Raw genomic sequence first — 20,959 nt, forward strand, 5'->3', positions numbered from 1 at the left:
TTTTCTATGGCAATGAGTGAACAATCCCAGCCTGTGGCAGGCGCGACTGCGTCGGCCACCAAGGCCCGAACTTCGTTTGGTATTTTAGGCGCTATCAGCCTCTCACATCTGCTGAACGACATGATCCAATCGCTGATTCTGGCGATTTATCCGCTATTACAGTCAGAGTTTTCCCTGACGTTTATGCAGATTGGGCTGATAACCCTCACCTTCCAGCTCGCCTCTTCGCTGCTGCAACCGGTGGTCGGCTACTGGACAGATAAATACCCAATGCCGTGGTCGCTGCCCATTGGCATGTGCTTTACCTTAAGCGGCCTGGTATTGCTGGCGCTGGCGGGCAGTTTTGGCTCAGTGTTGCTGGCGGCGGCGCTGGTCGGTACCGGTTCGTCGGTCTTTCACCCGGAATCTTCCCGCGTGGCGCGTATGGCGTCTGGCGGACGTCACGGTCTGGCGCAATCTATCTTCCAGGTCGGCGGTAACTTTGGCAGCTCGTTAGGGCCATTGCTGGCGGCGGTGCTCATCGCCCCCTATGGCAAAGGCAACGTTGCATGGTTTGTACTGGCGGCACTGCTGGCAATCGTGGTGTTGGCGCAAATCAGCCGCTGGTACTCTGCACAGCACCGAATGAGTAAAGGCAAGCCGAAAGCGCCAATAATCAATCCGCTGCCGCGAAATAAGGTCGTGCTGGCTGTTTGCGTACTGTTAGTGCTGATTTTCTCGAAATATTTCTATATGGCGAGCATCAGCAGCTATTACACCTTTTATCTGATGCAAAAATTCGGATTATCCATCCAGAATGCTCAACTTCATCTGTTTGCCTTCTTATTTGCCGTTGCGGCGGGGACGGTGATTGGCGGGCCTGTGGGCGATAAGATTGGTCGAAAATATGTGATTTGGGGCTCTATCCTCGGCGTTGCGCCATTTACCTTGATTTTACCCTACGCCAGCCTGTACTGGACGGGGGTTTTAACGGTGATTATTGGATTTATCCTTGCCTCGGCGTTTTCTGCCATTCTGGTTTATGCTCAGGAGCTACTTCCGGGACGTATCGGCATGGTTTCCGGGCTCTTTTTCGGTTTTGCTTTTGGCATGGGTGGCCTTGGAGCCGCAGTTCTGGGGCTTATCGCCGACCATACCAGTATCGAGTTAGTTTATAAAATATGTGCTTTCCTACCGCTTCTTGGAATGTTGACCATATTCTTACCTGATAATCGGCATAAATCCTGAATTCCCGGCAGCCAAAGGTAAACTTTGGCTGCTTCATTTTGCAGTAACCATAAGCCTTTCCTCTTCATACACCTCATCACTTTTCCGATCCGTGCCTTTTTTGCGGCTAATTCCATTTTTCTGCAAAATTCAACAATTATTCATAAACATCATCTATGAAATTGTCATAAACTATTACCTGTAATTTTGGTTTTCCCGGCCAAAATATGGACAACCACCACCAGGAAAAGGAGACGGAATGCATCACGCCACCCCGCTTATCACCACAATTGTTGGCGGCCTTGTGCTTGCCTTTATCCTCGGCATGCTGGCCAATAAACTGCGTATTTCTCCTCTGGTGGGATATCTGTTAGCGGGTGTGCTGGCAGGCCCATTTACCCCAGGTTTTGTTGCCGATACTAAACTGGCTCCGGAACTGGCGGAGCTGGGCGTTATTCTGCTGATGTTCGGCGTCGGCCTGCATTTTTCACTCAAGGATTTGATGGCGGTAAAGTCTATCGCCATTCCCGGCGCAATTGCCCAGATAGCCGTGGCGACGTTGCTGGGTATGGCTCTTTCTGCCGTGATCGGCTGGTCGTTGATGACCGGCATCGTATTCGGCCTGTGTCTTTCCACCGCCAGTACCGTGGTGCTGCTGCGCGCGCTTGAAGAACGGCAGTTGATAGACAGCCAGCGCGGGCAAATCGCCATTGGCTGGCTGATTGTGGAAGATTTGGTGATGGTCCTGACGCTGGTATTACTGCCAGCGGTAGCGGGGATGATGGAACAAGGCGATGTTGGCTTTGCGACGCTGGCGCTGGATATGAGTATCACCATCGGCAAAGTAGTCGCGTTTATCGCCATTATGATGTTGGTAGGTCGCCGTCTGGTGCCATGGATTATGGCACGTAGCGCGGCAACAGGTTCGCGCGAGCTGTTTACCCTGTCGGTGCTGGCGCTGGCGTTAGGAATTGCATTTGGCGCGGTGGAGTTGTTTGACGTCTCCTTTGCGCTGGGCGCGTTCTTCGCCGGGATGGTGCTGAATGAGTCAGAACTTAGCCACCGTGCCGCTCACGATACGTTGCCATTGCGCGATGCGTTTGCAGTGCTGTTCTTCGTCTCTGTCGGGATGTTGTTTGATCCGTTAATCCTTATTCAGCAGCCGTTGGCGGTGCTGGCTACACTGGCAATTATTCTGTTTGGTAAATCGGTCGCTGCGCTTTTCCTCGTCCGGTTGTTTGGTCACTCCCAGCGTACGGCGTTGACCATCGCCGCCAGCCTGGCGCAGATTGGTGAGTTCGCCTTTATTCTGGCTGGTCTGGGGATGGCGCTGGATCTGCTGCCACAGGCGGGGCAAAACCTGGTGCTGGCAGGGGCGATTTTGTCGATTATGCTCAACCCGGTGCTGTTCGCGCTACTGGAGAAATACCTGGCGAAAACCGAAACGCTGGAAGAGCAGACGCTGGAGGAAGCCATTGAAGAAGAGAAGCAGATCCCGGTGGATATCTGCAACCATGCGCTGCTGGTAGGTTATGGTCGTGTGGGCAGCCTGCTGGGGGAGAAATTGCTCGCGTCTGATATTCCTTTAGTGGTGATTGAGACGTCACGTACTCGCGTCGATGAACTGCGCGAGCGCGGGGTACGGGCGGTATTAGGCAACGCGGCTAACGAAGAGATCATGCAACTGGCGCATCTGGAATGCGCAAAATGGCTGATCCTGACGATTCCCAACGGTTACGAAGCAGGCGAGATTGTGGCTTCTGCTCGCGCGAAAAACCCGGATATTGAGATTATCGCCCGCGCCCATTATGACGACGAGGTGGCGTATATTACCGAGCGCGGAGCGAATCAGGTAGTGATGGGCGAGCGTGAAATTGCCCGTACTATGCTGGAACTTCTGGAAACGCCACCTGCGGGTGAAGTGGTGACGGGGTAATACATTGACGCCATTGCCGGATGCGATGCTGGCGCATCTTATCCGGCCTACAGGTGCCATCTTCCGTAAGTCGGATAAGGCGTTTATGCCGCATCCGACAGTCATTGCCGGATGCGATGCTGGCGCATCTTATCCGGCCTAAGCGTGCTGTCTTCCGTAGGTCGGATAAGGCGTTTATGCCGCATCCGACAGTCATTGCCGGATGCGATGCTGACGCATCTTATCCGGCCTACGCGTGCCATCTTCCGTAGGTCGGATAAGGCGTTTACGCCGCATCCGACAGTCATTGGTTCGATAGCTTAACGATCCCAGTAAGACTCTTCCAGGCTGTCTTCGCGCTCCGGCAGTCCGCGCGTTAAGCGTGGTGAATGCTGGTTCAGCACCTGATAGCTGACACGGTTAGCGTATTTACACACCTGCGCTAACGACGAATAAGTCAGCCAGGTGAATTTATGCTTACTGGAATTTGGCACGTTAGTGCGGTGATAGCTGTTGGCGGTAATGTCATGCAACAGCGCCGCCAGTGCGCCATCTCCGGCACCGTTGGTGTTCATGATTTTTTCTGGTCCGCCCATGTACGGCGCAATGTGCGAATAGACGCGCAGCGGATTCTGGCAGTCCTTGTGGCGCATGGCGCGGCTAAACTCATACTGGTTAAATTCTGCGATAGCGCCCGGCAGCAGCGGATGCTGGGTTTTACGTTTCGCTTCGTCCTCGGTAAAGCCCGCCATATACAAACCGATTGGCCCGGCGGTGCATAGCACCAGATCCACCCAGTCCAGCGCCTTGTCAGATGCCAGCAGCGGATCGCTCTCTCCGGTCAACGCTTCGGCTTCTTCTTCGTTCATCGCAAGGATGGAGACGTGTTCTTTAAGGAATTGCTGCCACCACTGTGGATTCTCAGCGATGACAAATTTGGTGCCTAGCGTCAGCACCACTGGCACGTTATATTTCTTCGCGTACTCAATGGCTTTCATGGTCGCTTCCGGCATCGGTTCACCCGGTTTGCAACGCACCAGATATGAGGTGAGTACCAGCGCCGACGCTCCGGCAATCACATCTTCCGGAATGCTTTCTGCCCGTAGCTGGTTCATGTGACCAGGGCTAATGGCAAAAGTGCGTTCGCCAGATTCGCCAATCAGCGTAAAACAGCGTCCAATCGGGCCGTCTACGCCTTGCAGATAGTTAAGATCGGTACGACTGGATGTATTACACAAGTAACGATAGGCGTAGCTGCCAATTTCAATATTGCTGCACATCACACCCAGCAGTACCGAGCGGTCATCCGCCAGCACAGAGTAGTTGTGCATGGTGTTACCAATAGTGCCGCCCGCAAACTGATGGGTAATCAGGTTTTTCTCTTTAAGTTCCTGATAGAGTGCTTCGGCAACATCATCTTCAATGACCAGTGAATGCCCGGCGCTTAATCCATAACGTTCAATAAAATCGTCTTCCACTTTGGCTTCAATATCCACCAGCGTCTGGTCGATACCGACCACCCAGGCTGCGCTGGTTTCGTTTTCTGGTTGGATTTGTTGCAACAGCGGATCGCGTGCATTTACGGGGAAGTAATGTTTGGATTTACGTTTACCGGGAAATTTCATGGTTGTTTTTACGGGTGGTTAACTGAGCGGCGAATGTTAACACAATCTCACGGGAACGCGCGAGATGCAGCCAGTTTCAATATCAGCAGACGAGATCGCATTATCATGGCAGAGCTTCCTTACAATGGCGTAATTTGAAAGGAGTTTTTCTATGAAGATGGAAAACAAATTACCCGCACTGGAACTGATTTCTGCCGAAATGAAGGCCGTTGTTAATACGCTTCAGCCTGATTTACCGCCCTGGCCCGCGGAAGGTACACTTGCCGAACAGCGTCAGCATTACACGCTTGAGCGGCGATTCTGGAATGCTGGCGCTCCAGAAATGGAAACCAGGGATTACGCAGTTCCAACAAAATATGGACAGGTGGAGGCCCGCTTATTTTGTCCAAATCCAGATAGCCCAGCGACGCTATTTTATCTTCATGGCGGTGGTTTTATTCTCGGCAATCTCGATACTCACGATCGCATCATGCGACTTCTGGCAAGCTACACCCAGTGTACGGTGATTGGCATTGATTATACCCTTTCGCCAGAAGCGCATTTTCCGCAACCGATAGAGGAAATTGTGGCCGCCTGTTGTCACTTCCACGAGCAAGCGGGCGATTATCAAATCAATATGTCACGCATTGGCTTTGCCGGTGATTCCGCTGGCGCAATGCTGGCGCTCGCCAGCGCCTTGTGGCTGCGTGATAAACAGATCGATTGCGGTAAGGTTGTGGGCGTTTTGCTGTGGTATGGGCTTTATGGGTTACGGGATTCCGTGACACGTCGCCTGCTGGGCGGTGGCTGGGATGGCTTAACGCAACAGGATTTGCAGATGTATGAAGAGGCATATTTAGGCAGCGAAGCGGATCGCGAGTCGCCGTATTACTGCCTGTTTAATAATGATCTCACTCGAAATATGCCGCCCTGTTATATCGCCGGGGCGGAGTTCGATCCGCTACTGGATGACAGTCGCCTGCTTTACCAGACGTTAGCGGCACACCAGCAGCCTTGTGAGTTCAAACTCTACTCCGGTACGCTGCACGCCTTTTTGCATTATTCACGGATGATGAAAACCGCCGACGATGCTCTACGCGACGGTGCTCAGTTCTTTACCGCTCAACTTTAGCGATACGCTGCAACAAGATTAGCCATCATTTCGATATGTTCCGGTGTGGCATTAAGCGCCGGAATATATTCATATTTTTTTCCGCCCGCACCGAGGAAGACTTCACGGTTTTGCTCGGCAATCTCTTCCAGGGTTTCCAGACAATCCGCAGCAAAGCCCGGACACATCACCTGAATATGACCGACTCCTTTTTCTCCGAGCATTTTCAGCGTTTCATCGGTATAAGGCATCAGCCAGGGTTCACGACCAAAGCGCGACTGAAAGGTCATCATCACTTTTTCCGGTGCCATCCCCAGTGCGGAAGCCAGTTCGCGAGTCGTTGTACGACAGCGCTGTGGGTAATCATCACCTTCATCCGCATAACGTTGCGGAATACCATGATAAGAGAGCAGCAGCAGATCCGGTTCGCCATGTTTGGCAAAAGAAGCGCGTACGCTGTTCGCCAGTGCATTAATGTAATCGTGGTTATCGGCGTAATCGCGAATAAATGATATCCCCGGAATGCTACGCTTGCGCGCAAGAATGCGTGCAAGTTCATCCCATACCGCACCAACCGTTGAGCAGGAGTATTGCGGATAGAGCGGCAGCACCACGATATGATCAACATGTTCTGCCAGTAGTTCATCTACGGCACTTTCCAGTGATGGCGAGCCGTAGCTCATGCCCAGCGCCACTGGCGTATCCGGTAAACGTTGTGCCAGTGCCTGCTGCTGCTGGCGGCTGTAAACCATCAGCGGCGAGCCACCTTCCATCCAGACCGAGGCGTACAGCTTCGCCACACGTGGTGAGCGCAGCGGCAAAATCACACCACGCAGCAACGGCCACCACAACAGCCGTGAGGCATCAACCACGCGTTTGTCGCTCAAAAATTGTTTCAGGTAACGTTTTACCGCTTCAGGTGTGGGGGCATCGGGCGTCCCCAGGTTTGCCAGCAAGATACCGGTTTTAGTCTGACGCATTACCGCCTCTTATCGATTCAACTTGTTGATAATTGTAGCGGAAAAGTGAGGAAGAAGAACTAATTGCTGTGAGAGGCTAAATCAGAAAATATCATAAGGCGCTATATCTTAAATAAGAGATTTTTGCCAGCGCCAGGTTTTCCAGAAGGTGCTATTGCGTCACGGGGGTATCATTGACGTTAAGTGTATATGGCCAGATTAAATTTAATGCCCTACCACACATTGGTGTACCCGTTCTGAAAGTGGTCCTGATCGTATATTCTCCGGCTTTCTGGGGAGTGCCTGAAAATTTTACCCACGCCTCTTCGGTCAGAGAATCTGCATTCTTTTTCAGAAACTCGGCATTTTCATCCGTGATGGGGAAAAGTTCACCCTCTTTGTTTTTTGCCCACAATGACATTTGTATGCCTTCAGGAAAAGTTTCAGGCTTTTCGGGACGAATGTCCGGCGCTTCATACCAACTTATGGTCGTTTTTACGACGGTTTCGTAATACTGGCCCACTTGAGCTTCAGGAAGCTCTTGTTTTTCATGCACTTTACCATTGCTGGTAACATGAGAAAGAGCTACACCGACGTAACACATAGGCATTTCACACCCTGTCAGCAATGACGAAAGCAATAAAATGCCTGTTGGTAATAAACAGAGATAACGCATATTTACATCCTTGTAAAAGGCCGGAAGTGTATCCGGCCTTTTTACTTAGCCGAGGATTTTTTCCAGAGCTGCGCGAACTTCAGCAACCGGTTTGGTGCCGTCAACTTTCGCGTATTTGGTGTTACCCGCTTCTGCTTCTTTGGAGTAGTAGCCAATCAGCGGCGCAGTCATCTGATGGTATTCAACCAGACGTTTACGCACGGTTTCTTCCTGATCGTCTTTACGGGTGGTCAGCTCTTCACCAGTAACGTCGTCTTTGCCTTCAACTTTCGGCGGATTGAATTTAACGTGATAAACACGACCAGACGGCGCGTGAACGCGGCGACCTACGATACGGTCAACAATCAGTTCGTCCGGTACGTCAAATTCCAGAACGTAATCAACGTTGATGCCCGCTTCTTTCATCGCGTCTGCCTGCGGAATGGTACGCGGGAAGCCGTCGAGCAGGAAACCGTTACGGCAATCTTCCTGAGCAATGCGCTCTTTAACCAGCGCGATCACCAGTTCATCGGTGACCAGTTTGCCAGCGTCCATAATGTCTTTAGCTTGTTTACCCAGCTCGGAGCCAGATTTGACCGCGGCACGCAGCATATCGCCAGTGGAGATTTGCGGAATACCATATTTCTCCATGATGAACTGAGCCTGAGTCCCTTTCCCCGCGCCCGGAGCGCCAAGCAGAATGATACGCATTGCGAAAATCCCCTTAAAATGTGTCGATTTTTTTGAAAAAGCGATAAACGATACCACCATCAGGCGATTGCCTCAAGAAAGGCACCTTAGGCTGAAACGGTTAAAGGGGAGATAATTTGCGGAAAGTGCAGATAATGAAAAGAAAAATGCCGGATGACACGAAGGTCATCCGGCACCACATTCAGCTGTATGCCGGATAAAATTCATCCGGCATTACATCAGGAAACCAGCAGCTGGTTCATACGACGAATAAACAGGTTCGGATCTTCCAGCGTACCGCGTTCTGCCAGCAGCGCCTGATCCAGCAGCAGTTCTACCCACTCGCTGAACTTCGCTTCATCTTCAGTATCTGCCGCACGTTTCACCAGTACGTGATCCGGGTTCAGTTCGAAGATGTATTTCACTTCCGGCACTTTCTGGCCCGCTGCGGCGAACAGTTTCGCCATCTGAGTGCTCATTTCGTCCGCGTCGGTAGAGACAATTGCTGGCGTATCGGTCAGACGGTGAGTCAGACGCACATCTTTCACGCGCTCGCCGAGCAGTGCTTTCACACGATCGATGAACGGAGTCAGTGCTTTTTCCGCTTCTTTTGCACTTTCGTCGACTTCATCAGCCAGTTTTTCCAGCGACTCGTCAACTTTAGACACGGACTGGAACGGTTTACCGTCGAACTCAGTCAGATAGTTCATCATCCACTCATCGATGCGGTCGGAAAGCAGCAGAACTTCGATGCCTTTCTTGCGCAGCAGTTCCAGGTGCGGGCTGCTCTTCGCTGCCGCATAGCTGTCTGCGGTGATGTAGTAGATTTTCTCCTGCCCTTCTTTCATGCGGGAAACGTAGTCTTCCAGAGAAACGGTCTGCGCAGAAGAGTCGGTATGGGTAGAAGCAAAACGCAGCAGTTTCGCAATCGCTTCCTGGTTAGCGAAATCTTCCGCCGGACCTTCTTTCAGTACCAGGCCAAACTGCTGCCAGAAGGTCTGGTATTTTTCTGCGTCATCTTTCGCCAGTTTTTCCAGCATTTGCAGCACACGCTTGGTCAGCGCATTGCGCAGGTTGCGGGTTACGGTGCTGTCCTGGAGGATTTCACGGGAAACGTTCAGCGGCAGATCGCTGGAGTCAATCAGGCCACGTACGAAACGCAGATAGTTCGGCATAAACTGTTCAGCGTCGTCCATGATGAACACACGTTGAACATACAGTTTCAGGCCGTGTTTGTGATCACGGTTCCACATATCCCACGGCGCCTGCGACGGGATGTACAGCAGGCTGGTGTATTCCTGCTTACCTTCGACACGGTTGTGGCTCCAGGTCAGCGGATCGTTAAAGTCGTGAGCGATATGTTTGTAGAACTCTTTGTACTCTTCGTCGGTGATTTCCGACTTATTACGGGTCCACAGCGCCTGCGCTTTATTGATTTTCTCCCAGGAAATAACGGTTTCGCCGTCTTTCTCTTCGCGTTTTTCGATCTCTACCGGCAGCGCGATATGGTCGGAGTATTTGCTGATGATGGAACGAACGCGCCAGTCATCGAGGAACTCGTCTTCACCTTCACGCAGATGCAGGGTGATTTCAGTACCGCGATCTTCTTTGGTGATATCGGCAACGGTGTATTCACCTTCGCCAGCCGATTCCCAGAACACGCCGTTTTCTGGTTTTTCGCCTGCCGCGCGAGTACGTACGGTCACTTTATCGGCCACAATAAACGCGGAGTAGAAACCAACACCAAACTGACCGATCAGCTGGCTGTCTTTCGCCTGGTCAGAACCCAGCGATTCGAGGAAAGATTTGGTGCCAGATTTAGCGATAGTACCCAGATGGTCAATCACTTCGTCGCGGGTCATCCCCACGCCGTTATCGGCGATGGTCAGCGTGCGCTTGTCTTTATCGAAAGAAACACGAACGCGCAGTTCGCCGTCACCTTCGTACAGGTCCGGGTTAGAGAGTGCGCGGAAACGCAGCTTGTCCGCCGCATCGGAGGCGTTAGAGATAAGCTCACGCAGGAAGATTTCTTTATTGGAATACAGAGAATGGATCATCAGGTGCAGAAGCTGCTTCACTTCTGACTGAAAACCACGAGTTTCTTGTCCTTTCATGTAGGTCTACCTCAACAATGCCATTTTAAGGTTAAAAACAGGATGAGGGAGAAATGGGGACAAGGGGGGATAATTTCAAGCGAGAGCAGGTGATCCTGCTCTCGTTTGCTTAAAAACGAATCTTATGACGCCCGGCAAGGGAGTGCGACAATGTGGTGCCGTCGACCATTTCCAGCTCGCCGCCAACCGGTACGCCATGAGCGATACGGCTGGCTTCCACGTCATATTGCGCGCAAAGCTCGGCAATATAGTTGGCGGTGGCCTCACCTTCGACCGTCGGGTTGGTGGCGAGGATCACTTCAGTGATTTTTTCTACCGCCAGACGCTGTTCCAGGCGATCAAGCCCGATATCATCCGGACCGATGCCGTCCAGCGGTGACAGATGCCCCATCAACACAAAATAACGGCCTGAAAACTGCCCGGTCTGCTCAATGGCGTAGATGTCCGCCGGACTCTCCACCACGCAGATTTGACCGTTTTCCTGACGACGCGGATTTGAACAGATATTACAGACTTCCTGTTCAGTGAAGGTGCGGCAATCAGCGCAGTGACCAATTTCCGACATCGCCCGGGTGAGCGCTTGTGCAAGGCGCATCCCGCCGCTACGATCGCGTTGAAGCAGCGTGAACGCCATACGCTGCGCCGACTTCGGGCCAACACCCGGTAGACAGCGCAGTGCTTCCATAAGCTGTGTTAACAGCGGGCTGGTTTGCATCAGAACGGCATCTTAAAGCCAGGCGGCAGCTGCATTCCGGAGGAAACAGAGGCCATTTTTTCTTTCTGAGTTTCTTCGATACGACGTGCTGCGTCGTTAAATGCTGCAGCCACCAGGTCTTCCAGCATTTCTTTGTCGTCTTCCAGCAGGCTCGGGTCGATCTCTACGCGACGGCAGTTGTGAGCACCATTGATGGTCACTTTCACCAGACCTGCGCCGGATTCGCCAGTCACTTCCAGCTTCGCGATTTCTTCCTGCATCTGCTGCATTTTTTCTTGCATCTGCTGGGCTTGCTTCATCAGGTTGCCCAGACCGCCTTTACCAAACATAGGTTTCTCTCTCAATCACGTTAAGGATGACGATCGTAAGCAGCGCTTACGATCAAATGGGGCGGATACTTTCTTCATCCAGCTCCGCATCAAAGAATCGACGCAGGGTCTGAATATTATTATCCGCAATAATGGACTCGCGCGCCTGCGCAAGTTTTTCTTCGTATATCGCCTGACGCCACTCCAGCGGCGTACGCACCGCGGGATTATCATCTTCAACGATAGTCAGTTCAACCGTTGAACCATTTAACGTGCTCAACGCTTCAGCTAGTTTTTGCTGTGCGCCGCGGTTATTCAGATGCCGTTGAGAGGATCGCAAATGTAGACATACTGCGTTGCCGTTCTCCTCTTTCCAGGCATTTAACGCCACCTGTTCGACCAGTTTGGGTAGCGATAGTTGGCTCACCTGCGCCGCCCATGGGTCGCGCTCAATGGCTTCTGCCGCCAGCTTCGCCGCCAGTTCCGGCGTTTTTTCATGTTCCAGCGCTTTTTTCAGCGCCTTCGGCGTGGCGACCATTTCTTTCTGCTGCATCACTGGGGTAGTAGCTTTCCAGCGATACGCTTCTTTTTTGGCTGGCGCTTTTTCCAGCGCCGATGGCACCGGACGCGACTGAACGCGATCGGTGACCGAAGCCAGTCTTTCCAGCGCAGCGTTATTCACCGGCCGCGCGCGGGTAGCGGCTGCCGGTTCACTCTTTTTTGCTTTGGTTGCTCCCTGAGCGCGCTGCAGTTGCTGGCGCGCCGCCAGCACCTGGCTGGTGGTTTCTGAGAGTGGCACAGTTGCTGCCTGCTGCGGCGCTGATTGCGGTTGCGGCGGCACCTGCGTTGGTGTCATTACTGCCGTTGGCGCGACGGCTGCAAAGGACTGACGCGGCGCTTCCGGTTCAGGCAGCGGCATGCGCGGATGGAACGCCAACGCGCGCAATAGCGTCATTTCAACGCCCATGCGACGGTCCGGCGCATACGGTAATTCTTTGCGACCAATCAACAACGTCTGATAGTAAAGCTGAATATCCGTCGGCGGTACGGTTCGCGCCAGTTCACGCATCCGCAGCTCGATGGCGACCATGTCGTTGCCAAGTGCGGCAGGCGAAAGTTGTACCATCGCAATGCGGTGCAACAGGCCGAGCATTTCAACCAGCAACGCTTCCCACTCAATACCACGAGCGGCGGCTTCATTAATCAGCGCCATTACGCGCTCGCCGTTGGCCTCGACCATCGCTTCAACCAGCGACAGAGCCTGATCGTCGTCAAGCGTCCCAAGCATCGCGCTTACTGCCTGGGTCGAAACCTGGCCGTCGCCGCTGGCAATCGCCTGGTCGGTCAGACTTAACGCGTCTCGCAAACTGCCTTCAGCGGCGCGTGCCAGCAGTTGCAGTGCGCGTGGCTCGTGGGCGATATGTTCTTCGTTGAGGATGTGCTCAAGCTGGTGGCGAATTTGCTCGACATCCAGCGCCTTGAGATGAAATTGCAAACAGCGCGACAAAATCGTCACCGGCAATTTCTGCGGATCGGTGGTCGCCAGCAGGAACTTGACGTGCTCCGGCGGTTCTTCAAGGGTTTTTAACAGTGCGTTAAAGCTGTGGCGTGACAGCATATGCACTTCGTCGATCAGATAGACTTTAAAACGACCACGCGCCGGAGCGTACTGAACGTTATCCAGCAGGTCGCGAGTGTCTTCAACTTTAGTGCGCGAGGCGGCGTCGATTTCAATCAAATCGACAAAGCGCCCTTGCTCGATTTCACGACAATTATCACATACGCCGCACGGCGTCGCGGTAATGCCGGTTTCGCAGTTTAGCCCCTTCGCCAGCAGTCGGGCGATAGAGGTTTTTCCGACGCCACGGGTGCCGGAAAAAAGATAAGCATGATGAATACGCCCTAACGACAAGCCGTTCGCCAGTGCGGTCAGCACATGTTCCTGGCCGACGACGTCAGCAAAGGTTTGTGGGCGCCATTTTCGGGCTAAGACCTGATAACTCATTGGCAGGCTCTGAAACGCTGGAAGGTGGATTCACGAAGGGGTAATGCTAACACAGCCCCGTCAGAACGGCGAGGCTGAATGTACAACTTGTGCTGCCCATGACGTGGGCTGGCGAAAATTAATGGCCCGGGAACGGGACAAGGCTATAACAGGTAATGCCCTGCTTTTCGAGGCGCTGTTCGCCGCCAAGATCGAACAGATTAATGATGAACGCAGCATCAGTGACTTCACCACCCAGGCGACGGATCAGTTTCACAGTCGCTTCAATGGTGCCGCCTGTTGCCAGCAAATCATCAACCACCAGCACTTTGTCGCCAGGTTTAATGGCATCAACGTGGATTTCCAGCTTATCGGTGCCGTATTCCAGTTCGTAAGATTCGTTGATAGTTTCGCGCGGCAGTTTGCCCGGTTTACGTACTGGCACAAAACCAACGCCCAGACCCAGTGCTACCGGAGCGCCGAACAAGAAGCCACGAGCTTCAGTGCCGACAACTTTGGTAATACCCGCATTTTTGTAACGCTCAACCAGTAAATCGATGCTGAGAGCGTAAGCTTTCGGGTCTTCCAGTAAGCTGGTGACATCGCGGAAAAGAATGCCGGGTTTCGGGTAGTCCTGAATGCTTTTGATGCTATTTTTGAGATACTCAAGCTGCTGTGCAGTCGCGGTCATAAGTGTATGCCTGCTTGTTACGGTGGTACTCACGGCGCGTTTTAAACGAGTCAAAAGTAACAGTTGTTTAACCTTTGACCGCCTGCGCCTGTGCTCGAAAACGCCAGAATGTACTGGCTGCGGGCGATAATTGCAACAGCGATTGTTGTGCTTTGCCGTTTTTATTGCTTTTCATCAATCACCGGGATTCGCCACATAAAAATCAGCAAACAGCCGAGGATCACCAATAACAGAATCCGCACCCACGTCATATGAACGAACCAAAGTGAAATCGCAAAAGTCAGTAAAATAATGAATATCGCCCGAGGCTTTGCACCACGTGGCATCGCATGATATTTCTGCCAGAAGCGTAAATAGCTGCCAAACCATGAGCGGTACAGCAACCAGGCGTGGAAGCGCGGCGATGAACGGGCAAAGCACCAGGCAGCCAGCAGGATAAATGGCGTAGTCGGCAATACCGGTAATACCACGCCCAGCGTACCCAACACTACCGCCAGCCAGCCAATGATGATTAAAATGATTCGTTGCATATTATGAGTAGTCAGCATACAGAGTGGCTACTTTAGCATAACAATTATCATTTTCATTGAGGTCTTATCGTGAAAACTGCCCTGCTGCTGGAAAAACTGGAAAGTCAGCTTGCTACGCTGCGCCAGCGTTGCGCCCCGGTGTCGCAGTTCGGCACGTTAAGCGCCCGTTTCGACAGGCATCTTTTTCAGACCCGTGCGACAACATTACAGGCGTGCCTGGAAGAAGCGGGAGATAATTTGTCCGCGCTTCGCCATGCAGTTGAGCAACAGCAACTGCCGCAAGTCGCCTGGCTGGCAGAACATCTGGCGGCGCAACTGGAGGCTATAGCGCGTGAGGCCGCAGCCTGGTCGCTACGCGAGTGGGATAGCGCACCACCCAAAATTGCCCGCTGGCAGCGTAAACGTATTCAGCATCAGGAATTTGAGAGGCGGCTACGTGAGATGGTTGCCGAACGTAAAGCCCGTCTGGCGCGGGCGACCGATCTCATTGAACAGCAAACGCTGCATCGTGAAGTGGAAGCTTATGAGGCCCGTCTGGCGCGGTGCCGTCATGCACTGGAAAAAATCGAAAACAGGTTAGCGCGTTTAACCCGCTAACAATGGAGAAAGTATGTCACTGGAAAATGCCCCTGACGATGTCAAACTGGCCGTCGATTTAATTGTGCTGCTGGAGGAAAATCAGATCCCTGCAAGCACCGTGCTGCGTGCGCTGGATATTGTAAAGCGTGATTATGAAAAGAAATTAACGCGCGATGATGAGGCGAAAAGTGAGAAATAAATGGGGCAGCCAGATGCCGCCCTCTGATTGCTGGTAAACGCAAAATTGCCTGATGCGCTACGCTTATCAGGCCTACACCACTCCTGCAATATATTGAATTTTCGCTGTTTTGTAGGCCTGACAAGGTAGCTACGCCGCATCCGGCATGAACAACGCGCACTTTGTCAGCATTATCGGGGGCGGCTAAATGCCGCCCCTTTCGTTATTACCCTACCGCGGGCGTCGGATCATCACCTTTGTAGTTACGTTTCACTTCCGTCACTTCATCGCCCTTCTCGTTGTGCAGATGCACTTCAAGCTGGTTAAAGGCAATGTTGATGTCGTTTTCACGGCACAACTGATCGATAGTACGGTTCAGCTCATCGACGGTGCGGCTACGATCCCGCAGTTCACGAACGTACAGGCGCAGTTCGTGATCCAGGGTGCTGGCGCCAAATGCCGTAAAGAAGACTTCCGGCATTGGTTCGTGCATCACCCTTGGATGCTCAGTCGCCGCCTGCAGCAGTACTCTGCGGACTTTTTCCAGATCGGAACCGTAGGCCACGCCCAGGCGGATCACCAGACGCGTGGTGGTGTCGGTTAACGACCAGTTGATCAGACGCTCGGTTACGAACGCTTTGTTCGGGATGATCACTTCTTTGCGATCGAAGTCCGTAATAGTCGTCGCACGAATACGGATCTTACTGACCGTTCCGGAGAACGTACCGATAGTGACCGTATCGCCAATGCGCACCGGACGTTCGAACAGGATGATCAAACCAGAGACGAAGTTACCGAAGATCTCTTGTAAACCAAAACCCAGACCTACAGATAATGCCGCCGCCAGCCACTGGAGTTTATCCCACGACACACCAAGCGACCCAAACACTGTCATCGCACCCACGGCAATAATGATGTAGTTAAGGATGGTGGTAATGGCGTACGACGCGCCCTGACGCATGTTCAGGCGCGACAGCACCAGTACTTCCAGCAAACCTGGCAGGTTGCGGATCAACGCCCAGGCAACCATCGATGCGATAATCGCAAACAGCAGGCTACCCATGGTGACGTTTTTCACCACCGCAGCCCCGGCTTCAGTGCCGTTGTAATGCCAGAGCGTGATGCTGTCGAGATAGCTGAACACGGTGATCAAATCGGACCAAATTGCCCAGAACATGACACCGAACAGCGCAAACATCAGCAACATAGTAATACGCAGCGTCTGCTGGTTAACCTGCTCCAGTGCAATGGTGGGTTCTTCCGGCGGTTCAGCACCTTCTGCGCCCTCTTTCACCAGATTCTGTCGACGCGCCAGCGCACGACGCCAGGCGATACGCCGTGCCGCCACGCTTAAGCCGCGCAGTACGGTCTGGTACAGCAGGTTCCAGATGATCACCAGATAAACAGTTTCGATCCAACGCCCGGAGAGGCGCAGCGTGGTGTAAAAATAACCCGTAGCGGTCAGCACCATCAGCGCAATCGGGATAATCGACAGCACGGTAATGGTGACCAGTCGCATGGTGTGCGACTCTTTATCACGCCAGCTTTCGCGGCACATCGGCCACACCAGGAAGGCAATCAGCAGCAAGTTGAAGAAAATCATCGCCTGCCCCAGCACATCATCCATCAGATGCAGCGGGGAGAGTTCTGCCACCACAGACCAGAAATGGATTGGCAGCAACGCGAGGCTGATGCGGACAATTTGCCGACGCCAGTGGCTGGTCTGCTGTTCCGGCATGCCGAAGTGACGCACGGCAACACCGTTTTTCTCCAGCACTTTCCAGCACAGGCCAAACACCAGCCAGAAAATCGCCAGTTTTTTGCTGAACGACCACAATAATTCACTGATGTTGAGCTGCATAGTCAGCAGAATCAGGCCAACAGCGAGAATAATCAGGCATACCGGCAGTGCGCGGATCAGGTCGATAAGAATCGCTTTTGGTGTGTTGAGCTGGCTGTCGTTACGAAGAGATCCCACAGCGGAAGCCAGTTTTTGTTGATACGCTTTCAGCCACCCCAGACGCCAGTGGATCAGCCCGGCAATCAACAGCAGCGGCAAACCGGCGAGAAAAGCGATAAAGACGGCAGGCCAGGCTTTTTCCCAGTTCACCGTGATTTTCATCGACTTAAATTCATCTTTCAGGCTTTGCGGGAACCCTTTGATCCAGTCCCAGTCCATCGGACGGTTACTGTTCACCCAAAAGATTTGCTGAGTCAGGATGGATTTCAGGTTTTTCGATACGCTCATTAACTGCTGCTGGTTGATTTGCAGGTTAATGGCCATCATCAGCTGGTTACCCAACTGTTTGTTAAGCTGATCTAACAGTTCGCGACGCATATCAACCACTTGCAATAACGCATCGTGAACTTCGCCGTTGACTTCGTTGGCGTGACCTTCTTCCAGCTTGCTGACGAACGCATCGCTCTGGAACAGCGCGTCACGCTGCTGGTTGACTTCAAACTGTTCGAGACGCAAGTCCGCGATGCGGTTGGTCATATTTTCCAGTTCATCCGCCGAGGGCAGCGTTTGTTGTTGCTGATAGAGGATGCGCGACAGTAATAGACTGCCCTTCAGGACAGAAATCTGTTCTTTGATATTACGTTCCGATTGCAGCGCCCGCTCCAGCCAGTTTTTGACTTTGATGTTTTGCTGCATCAGGACATTACCGTTTTCGGTCGCAGTAATCAGACGCTGGCTTAATTGCTGGTTTATTTCCAGCTCCTGCTTCACCAGCGGATTAGCCTGAATACGCGCCGCTTCATCCGGGGTAACAGCTTCCTGCGCCGTTTTTTCAGTTAATGTCAGGCGCTTGCTGTTCACCGCCTCCTGCAACAGTTGTAGCTGATGCTCAAGACGCGCACTGTTCGCCGTCACGTAATCACGCTGCTTTTGCAGGGTGTCCTGTAAGACGGTGTTCCCTTCCAGGCTTTTACGCTGTTGGTCAATCTCGGCATTCAGCAAAGCCTGCTGTGCCTGCAGTAACACTTTCTGACTGGGGCGTAAGGCGGCTTCGCCAACCTCGGTTCCATCCAGGCGGCTGCGAATTTGTTGCAGCTGCTGCGAGGCGGTATACATCGCATTTTGCACGCGTTCAGGCTGCGTCTGTAACGAAACTAACTGGCTGTTATAAGAAGCCAGATCATTTTGTGCATTCTGCAAATCGTCTAGCGCCTGGGAGACACGTAACTCCAACTGGCGCAACGATAACGTACTCAGAATTTTGCGGGTTTCTTCGTCGTTATCCACATCGTTAAGCGCAGTTAACGCTGCGGTCGCTTGCCGCATTTTCTCTGGCGCTTCAGCAACTTTTTGCCGTAATTGCACCGTTTCGTCTTTTACGCGATCGATTTTCTCGAGGGTAGCTAACGTGTCAGTAATATCTTGCTGCACCAGTTTGTCCTGGGCAGAAAGATCTTTTTGTTTATTAAGCGAGTCAAGTTGTGCCTGCAGGTCTGCTTTCGTCGGTAGATCACCATTCGATGACGCCCGCGCAAACGCTGTGTTCTGGCATAACAAGACAAGAACAAAAGCAATAAATGCTGAAAAAACAAAATGCCGTGATCGTTTGTAATACTGGAACATAGTCATGATGAATGAAGGTTTCTGAACCTGAAGAACGACCTGAACTAGTCGGGCGGCTAGAATATCACGCCGTAGAGAGTCAGAATAGCAACAGCGAAAATGTCCAGGATAAATCCTGGAGTCTGATTCAGGATTTTTCGGTGACTGCGGGGGTACGCAGGGTCGGGCAAAGGAGATACATTTCCAACAAAATGGCAACGTAATCGCGCGCTTCTTTTTTGAGATCAAAAGATTGCGGTGCAAACAGCCAGTTTTCCATCAGGCCGGAAATATAACCGCGCATTATTATCGCCGCACGGCGCGTCATTAAATCGGTTGGCAATAATTTCTTTTCAATACAATGCCTTAACGTTTGCTCAATACGTTCATAACTTTCCAGACAGAGATTACGTTGTGCCTGTTGGACAACTGCCATTTCTCCGACAAATTCGCATTTGTGGAATATAATCTCCATCAATAATCGACGCCGTTCTTCTGTCACCGTCGATTCAAGCACATGAATTAGTATTTCTCTTAAAACTGAGAGTGGATCGTCAGGGAATTTTGCCTGATACTCAAGCTCTAGTTCACCAATATTGGATTCTGACAGCTCCCAGATCTCACTGAACAAATCCGACTTGTCTTTAAAATGCCAGTAGATTGCACCGCGCGTAACGCCTGCCGCTTTTGCAATCTCTCCCAGTGAGGTGGATGATACCCCCTGCTGTGAGAAAAGACGTAGCGCCACATCGAGGATGTGTTGACGCGTTTCTTGCGCTTCTTGTTTGGTTTTTCGTGCCATATGTTAGTGAATTTACAGGCGTTAGATTTACATACATTTATGAATGTATGTACCATAGCACGACGATAATATAAACGCAGCAATGGGTTTATCGACTTTTGACCATTGACCAATTTGAAATCGGACACTCGAGGTTTACATATGAACAAAAACAGAGGGTTTACGCCTCTGGCGATCGTTCTGATGCTCTCAGGCAGCTTAGCGCTTACAGGATGTGACGACAAACAGGCCCAACAAGGTGGCCAGCAGATGCCCGCCGTTGGGGTAGTAACAGTCAAAACTGAACCTCTGCAGATCACAACCGAGCTTCCGGGCCGCACCAGTGCTTTCCGGATCGCAGAAGTTCGTCCTCAAGTTAGCGGGATTATCCTGAAGCGTAATTTCAAAGAGGGTAGCGACATCCAGGCAGGTGTCTCTCTTTATCAGATTGATCCTGCTACCTACCAGGCGGCGTACGACAGTGCAAAAGGCGATCTGGCGAAAGCGCAGGCTGCTGCCAATATCGCGCAACTGACTGTTAATCGTTACCAGAAACTGCTGGGTACTCAGTACATCAGTAAGCAAGAGTACGATCAGGCGCTGGCTGATGCACAACAGGCAAATGCTGCTGTTACTGCGGCGAAAGCGGCTGTTGAAACCGCGCGGATCAATCTGGCTTACACCAAAGTCACCTCTCCTATCACTGGCCGTATTGGTAAATCGAACGTGACGGAAGGCGCATTGGTGCAAAACGGTCAGGCGACTGCGCTGGCGACTGTGCAGCAACTTGATCCTATCTATGTGGATGTTACCCAGTCCAGCAACGACTTCCTGCGTCTGAAACAGGAGCTGGCAAACGGTACGCTGAAACAAGAAAACGGCAAAGCCAAAGTCTCGCTGATCACCAGTGACGGCATTAAGTTCCCGCAGGACGGTACGCTGGAGTTCTCTGATGTGACTGTTGATCAGACCACCGGTTCTATCACTTTACGCGCGATCTTCCCGAACCCGGATCACACTCTGCTGCCGGGTATGTTCGTGCGCGCCCGTCTGGAAGAAGGGCTTAATCCAAACGCCATTTTGGTCCCGCAACAGGGCGTAACCCGTACGCCGCGCGGCGAAGCTACCGTACTGGTGGTTGGCGCGGATGACAAAGTGGAAACCCGTCCAATCGTTGCAAGCCAGGCCATCGGCGATAAGTGGCTGGTGACAGAAGGTCTGAAAGCAGGCGATCGCGTAGTAATAAGTGGGCTGCAGAAAGTGCGTCCTGGTGTCCAGGTAAAAGCACAAGAAGTTACCGCTGATAATAACCAGCAAGCCGCAAGCGGTACTCAGCCTGAACAGTCCAAGTCTTAACTTAAACAGGAGCCGTTAAGA

The 20,959-nt window shown here is 52.2% G+C and carries 19 protein-coding genes and 1 other annotated feature; of the genes, 7 read left to right on the plus strand and 12 right to left on the minus strand.

Translation table 11 applies throughout. The annotated features are described in order from the left end of the window. Window positions 1–6 precede the first annotated feature (6 nt). The 3 genes from fsr (at window position 7) to H9644_RS13145 (ending at window position 3,284) form a co-directional block, all read left to right on the plus strand. Entirely contained in the window at window positions 7–1,227 is a 1,221-nt protein-coding gene (gene fsr, locus H9644_RS13135) for a fosmidomycin MFS transporter (RefSeq protein WP_064529070.1), read from the plus strand. A gap of 238 nt (window positions 1,228–1,465) precedes the next feature. Then, on the plus strand, window positions 1,466–3,142 hold the full coding sequence (gene ybaL, locus H9644_RS13140; RefSeq protein WP_064529071.1) for a YbaL family putative K(+) efflux transporter: 1,677 nt from the start codon (window positions 1,466–1,468) through the stop codon (window positions 3,140–3,142). 4 nt (window positions 3,143–3,146) lie between these two features. Further along, window positions 3,147–3,284 (plus strand): hypothetical protein, encoded by a 138-nt coding sequence (locus H9644_RS13145; protein WP_191774904.1) that lies wholly within the window; start codon window positions 3,147–3,149, stop codon window positions 3,282–3,284. Between the two features lie 157 nt (window positions 3,285–3,441). Here H9644_RS13145 and gsk read toward each other — a convergent pair whose 3' ends face one another. Further along, on the minus strand, window positions 3,442–4,746 hold the full coding sequence (gsk, locus tag H9644_RS13150; RefSeq protein ID WP_064529072.1) for an inosine/guanosine kinase: 1,305 nt from the start codon (window positions 4,744–4,746) through the stop codon (window positions 3,442–3,444). Window positions 4,747–4,897: 151 nt separating this feature from the next. Between gsk and aes the strand changes: the two genes are divergently transcribed. After that, window positions 4,898–5,857: an acetyl esterase gene (gene aes / locus H9644_RS13155; protein ID WP_064529073.1), complete on the plus strand. Its 960-nt coding sequence runs from the start codon at window positions 4,898–4,900 to the stop codon at window positions 5,855–5,857. Here the strand turns inward: aes and hemH are convergent. The 9 genes from hemH to H9644_RS13200 form a co-directional block, all read right to left on the minus strand. Beyond that, a complete protein-coding gene (gene hemH / locus H9644_RS13160; protein ID WP_064529074.1) occupies window positions 5,854–6,816 on the minus strand; it encodes a ferrochelatase in 963 nt (320 codons plus the stop codon). The two genes, aes and hemH, sit on opposite strands and share 4 nt — an antisense overlap. A 151-nt stretch (window positions 6,817–6,967) precedes the next feature. Next, window positions 6,968–7,471 carry a hypothetical protein gene (locus H9644_RS13165; RefSeq protein ID WP_149025976.1) on the minus strand — a complete coding sequence of 168 codons (504 nt, stop codon included), beginning with the start codon at window positions 7,469–7,471 and terminating at the stop codon, window positions 6,968–6,970. Between the two features lie 45 nt (window positions 7,472–7,516). Then, window positions 7,517–8,161 carry an adenylate kinase gene (gene adk, locus H9644_RS13170; RefSeq protein ID WP_001313630.1) on the minus strand — a complete coding sequence of 215 codons (645 nt, stop codon included), beginning with the start codon at window positions 8,159–8,161 and terminating at the stop codon, window positions 7,517–7,519. Between the two features lie 218 nt (window positions 8,162–8,379). Then, window positions 8,380–10,254, minus strand: a complete 1,875-nt coding sequence (gene htpG, locus H9644_RS13175) for a molecular chaperone HtpG (RefSeq protein ID WP_064529076.1) — start codon at window positions 10,252–10,254, stop codon at window positions 8,380–8,382. Between the two features lie 109 nt (window positions 10,255–10,363). Then, complete coding sequence (gene recR / locus H9644_RS13180; RefSeq protein WP_064529077.1) at window positions 10,364–10,969, minus strand: recombination mediator RecR; 606 nt, start codon at window positions 10,967–10,969, stop codon at window positions 10,364–10,366. Continuing rightward, window positions 10,969–11,298, minus strand: a complete 330-nt coding sequence (locus H9644_RS13185; RefSeq protein ID WP_001515903.1) for a YbaB/EbfC family nucleoid-associated protein — start codon at window positions 11,296–11,298, stop codon at window positions 10,969–10,971. The genes recR and H9644_RS13185 overlap by 1 nt, the downstream gene beginning before the upstream one ends. A gap of 52 nt (window positions 11,299–11,350) precedes the next feature. Then, the gene (gene dnaX, locus H9644_RS13190) at window positions 11,351–13,282 is read right to left on the minus strand and encodes a DNA polymerase III subunit gamma/tau (protein WP_064529078.1); all 1,932 of its coding nucleotides are present in this window, start codon (window positions 13,280–13,282) and stop codon (window positions 11,351–11,353) included. Beyond that, window positions 11,954–12,018 (minus strand) — a sequence feature (DnaX frameshifting element). (Overlaps the previous gene by 65 nt.) 118 nt (window positions 13,283–13,400) lie before the next feature. Beyond that, window positions 13,401–13,952, minus strand: coding sequence for an adenine phosphoribosyltransferase (gene apt / locus H9644_RS13195; protein WP_064529079.1), 552 nt, complete (start codon window positions 13,950–13,952; stop codon window positions 13,401–13,403). Between the two features lie 161 nt (window positions 13,953–14,113). Then, on the minus strand, window positions 14,114–14,482 hold the full coding sequence (locus H9644_RS13200) for a DUF454 family protein (protein WP_064529099.1): 369 nt from the start codon (window positions 14,480–14,482) through the stop codon (window positions 14,114–14,116). A 69-nt stretch (window positions 14,483–14,551) separates the two neighbouring features. Between H9644_RS13200 and priC the strand changes: the two genes are divergently transcribed. Next, on the plus strand, window positions 14,552–15,079 hold the full coding sequence (gene priC, locus H9644_RS13205; protein WP_064529081.1) for a primosomal replication protein N'': 528 nt from the start codon (window positions 14,552–14,554) through the stop codon (window positions 15,077–15,079). A gap of 13 nt (window positions 15,080–15,092) precedes the next feature. After that, a complete protein-coding gene (rsmS, locus tag H9644_RS13210; protein ID WP_000051155.1) occupies window positions 15,093–15,260 on the plus strand; it encodes a pleiotropic regulatory protein RsmS in 168 nt (55 codons plus the stop codon). A gap of 205 nt (window positions 15,261–15,465) precedes the next feature. Here the strand turns inward: rsmS and mscK are convergent, their stop codons facing one another. Together mscK and acrR are read right to left on the minus strand one after the other, a co-directional pair. Beyond that, a complete protein-coding gene (gene mscK, locus H9644_RS13215; protein WP_191774906.1) occupies window positions 15,466–18,828 on the minus strand; it encodes a mechanosensitive channel MscK in 3,363 nt (1,120 codons plus the stop codon). Between the two features lie 121 nt (window positions 18,829–18,949). Beyond that, window positions 18,950–19,603, minus strand: a complete 654-nt coding sequence (acrR, locus tag H9644_RS13220; protein ID WP_191774915.1) for a multidrug efflux transporter transcriptional repressor AcrR — start codon at window positions 19,601–19,603, stop codon at window positions 18,950–18,952. A gap of 141 nt (window positions 19,604–19,744) precedes the next feature. Here acrR and acrA point away from each other — a divergent pair, with 141 nt between their 5' ends. Then, window positions 19,745–20,938: a multidrug efflux RND transporter periplasmic adaptor subunit AcrA gene (acrA, locus tag H9644_RS13225; protein WP_064529085.1), complete on the plus strand. Its 1,194-nt coding sequence runs from the start codon at window positions 19,745–19,747 to the stop codon at window positions 20,936–20,938. Window positions 20,939–20,959: the final 21 nt, after the last annotated feature.

The sequence above is a fragment of the Escherichia whittamii genome (genome assembly GCF_014836715.1).
GTDB classification, from domain to species: domain Bacteria; phylum Pseudomonadota; class Gammaproteobacteria; order Enterobacterales; family Enterobacteriaceae; genus Escherichia; species Escherichia whittamii.

Coding starts and splice junctions, on each gene's coding strand:
- fsr (WP_064529070.1), top strand. CDS start 7: ATGGCAATGAGTGAACAATCCCAGCCTGTGGCAGGCGCGACTGCGTCG.
- ybaL (WP_064529071.1), top strand. CDS start 1,466: ATGCATCACGCCACCCCGCTTATCACCACAATTGTTGGCGGCCTTGTG.
- gsk (WP_064529072.1), bottom strand. CDS start 4,746: ATGAAATTTCCCGGTAAACGTAAATCCAAACATTACTTCCCCGTAAAT.
- aes (WP_064529073.1), top strand. CDS start 4,898: ATGAAGATGGAAAACAAATTACCCGCACTGGAACTGATTTCTGCCGAA.
- hemH (WP_064529074.1), bottom strand. CDS start 6,816: ATGCGTCAGACTAAAACCGGTATCTTGCTGGCAAACCTGGGGACGCCC.
- H9644_RS13165 (WP_149025976.1), bottom strand. CDS start 7,471: ATGCGTTATCTCTGTTTATTACCAACAGGCATTTTATTGCTTTCGTCA.
- adk (WP_001313630.1), bottom strand. CDS start 8,161: ATGCGTATCATTCTGCTTGGCGCTCCGGGCGCGGGGAAAGGGACTCAG.
- htpG (WP_064529076.1), bottom strand. CDS start 10,254: ATGAAAGGACAAGAAACTCGTGGTTTTCAGTCAGAAGTGAAGCAGCTT.
- recR (WP_064529077.1), bottom strand. CDS start 10,969: ATGCAAACCAGCCCGCTGTTAACACAGCTTATGGAAGCACTGCGCTGT.
- H9644_RS13185 (WP_001515903.1), bottom strand. CDS start 11,298: ATGTTTGGTAAAGGCGGTCTGGGCAACCTGATGAAGCAAGCCCAGCAG.
- dnaX (WP_064529078.1), bottom strand. CDS start 13,282: ATGAGTTATCAGGTCTTAGCCCGAAAATGGCGCCCACAAACCTTTGCT.
- apt (WP_064529079.1), bottom strand. CDS start 13,952: ATGACCGCGACTGCACAGCAGCTTGAGTATCTCAAAAATAGCATCAAA.
- H9644_RS13200 (WP_064529099.1), bottom strand. CDS start 14,482: ATGCAACGAATCATTTTAATCATCATTGGCTGGCTGGCGGTAGTGTTG.
- rsmS (WP_000051155.1), top strand. CDS start 15,093: ATGTCACTGGAAAATGCCCCTGACGATGTCAAACTGGCCGTCGATTTA.
- mscK (WP_191774906.1), bottom strand. CDS start 18,828: ATGACTATGTTCCAGTATTACAAACGATCACGGCATTTTGTTTTTTCA.
- acrR (WP_191774915.1), bottom strand. CDS start 19,603: ATGGCACGAAAAACCAAACAAGAAGCGCAAGAAACGCGTCAACACATC.
- acrA (WP_064529085.1), top strand. CDS start 19,745: ATGAACAAAAACAGAGGGTTTACGCCTCTGGCGATCGTTCTGATGCTC.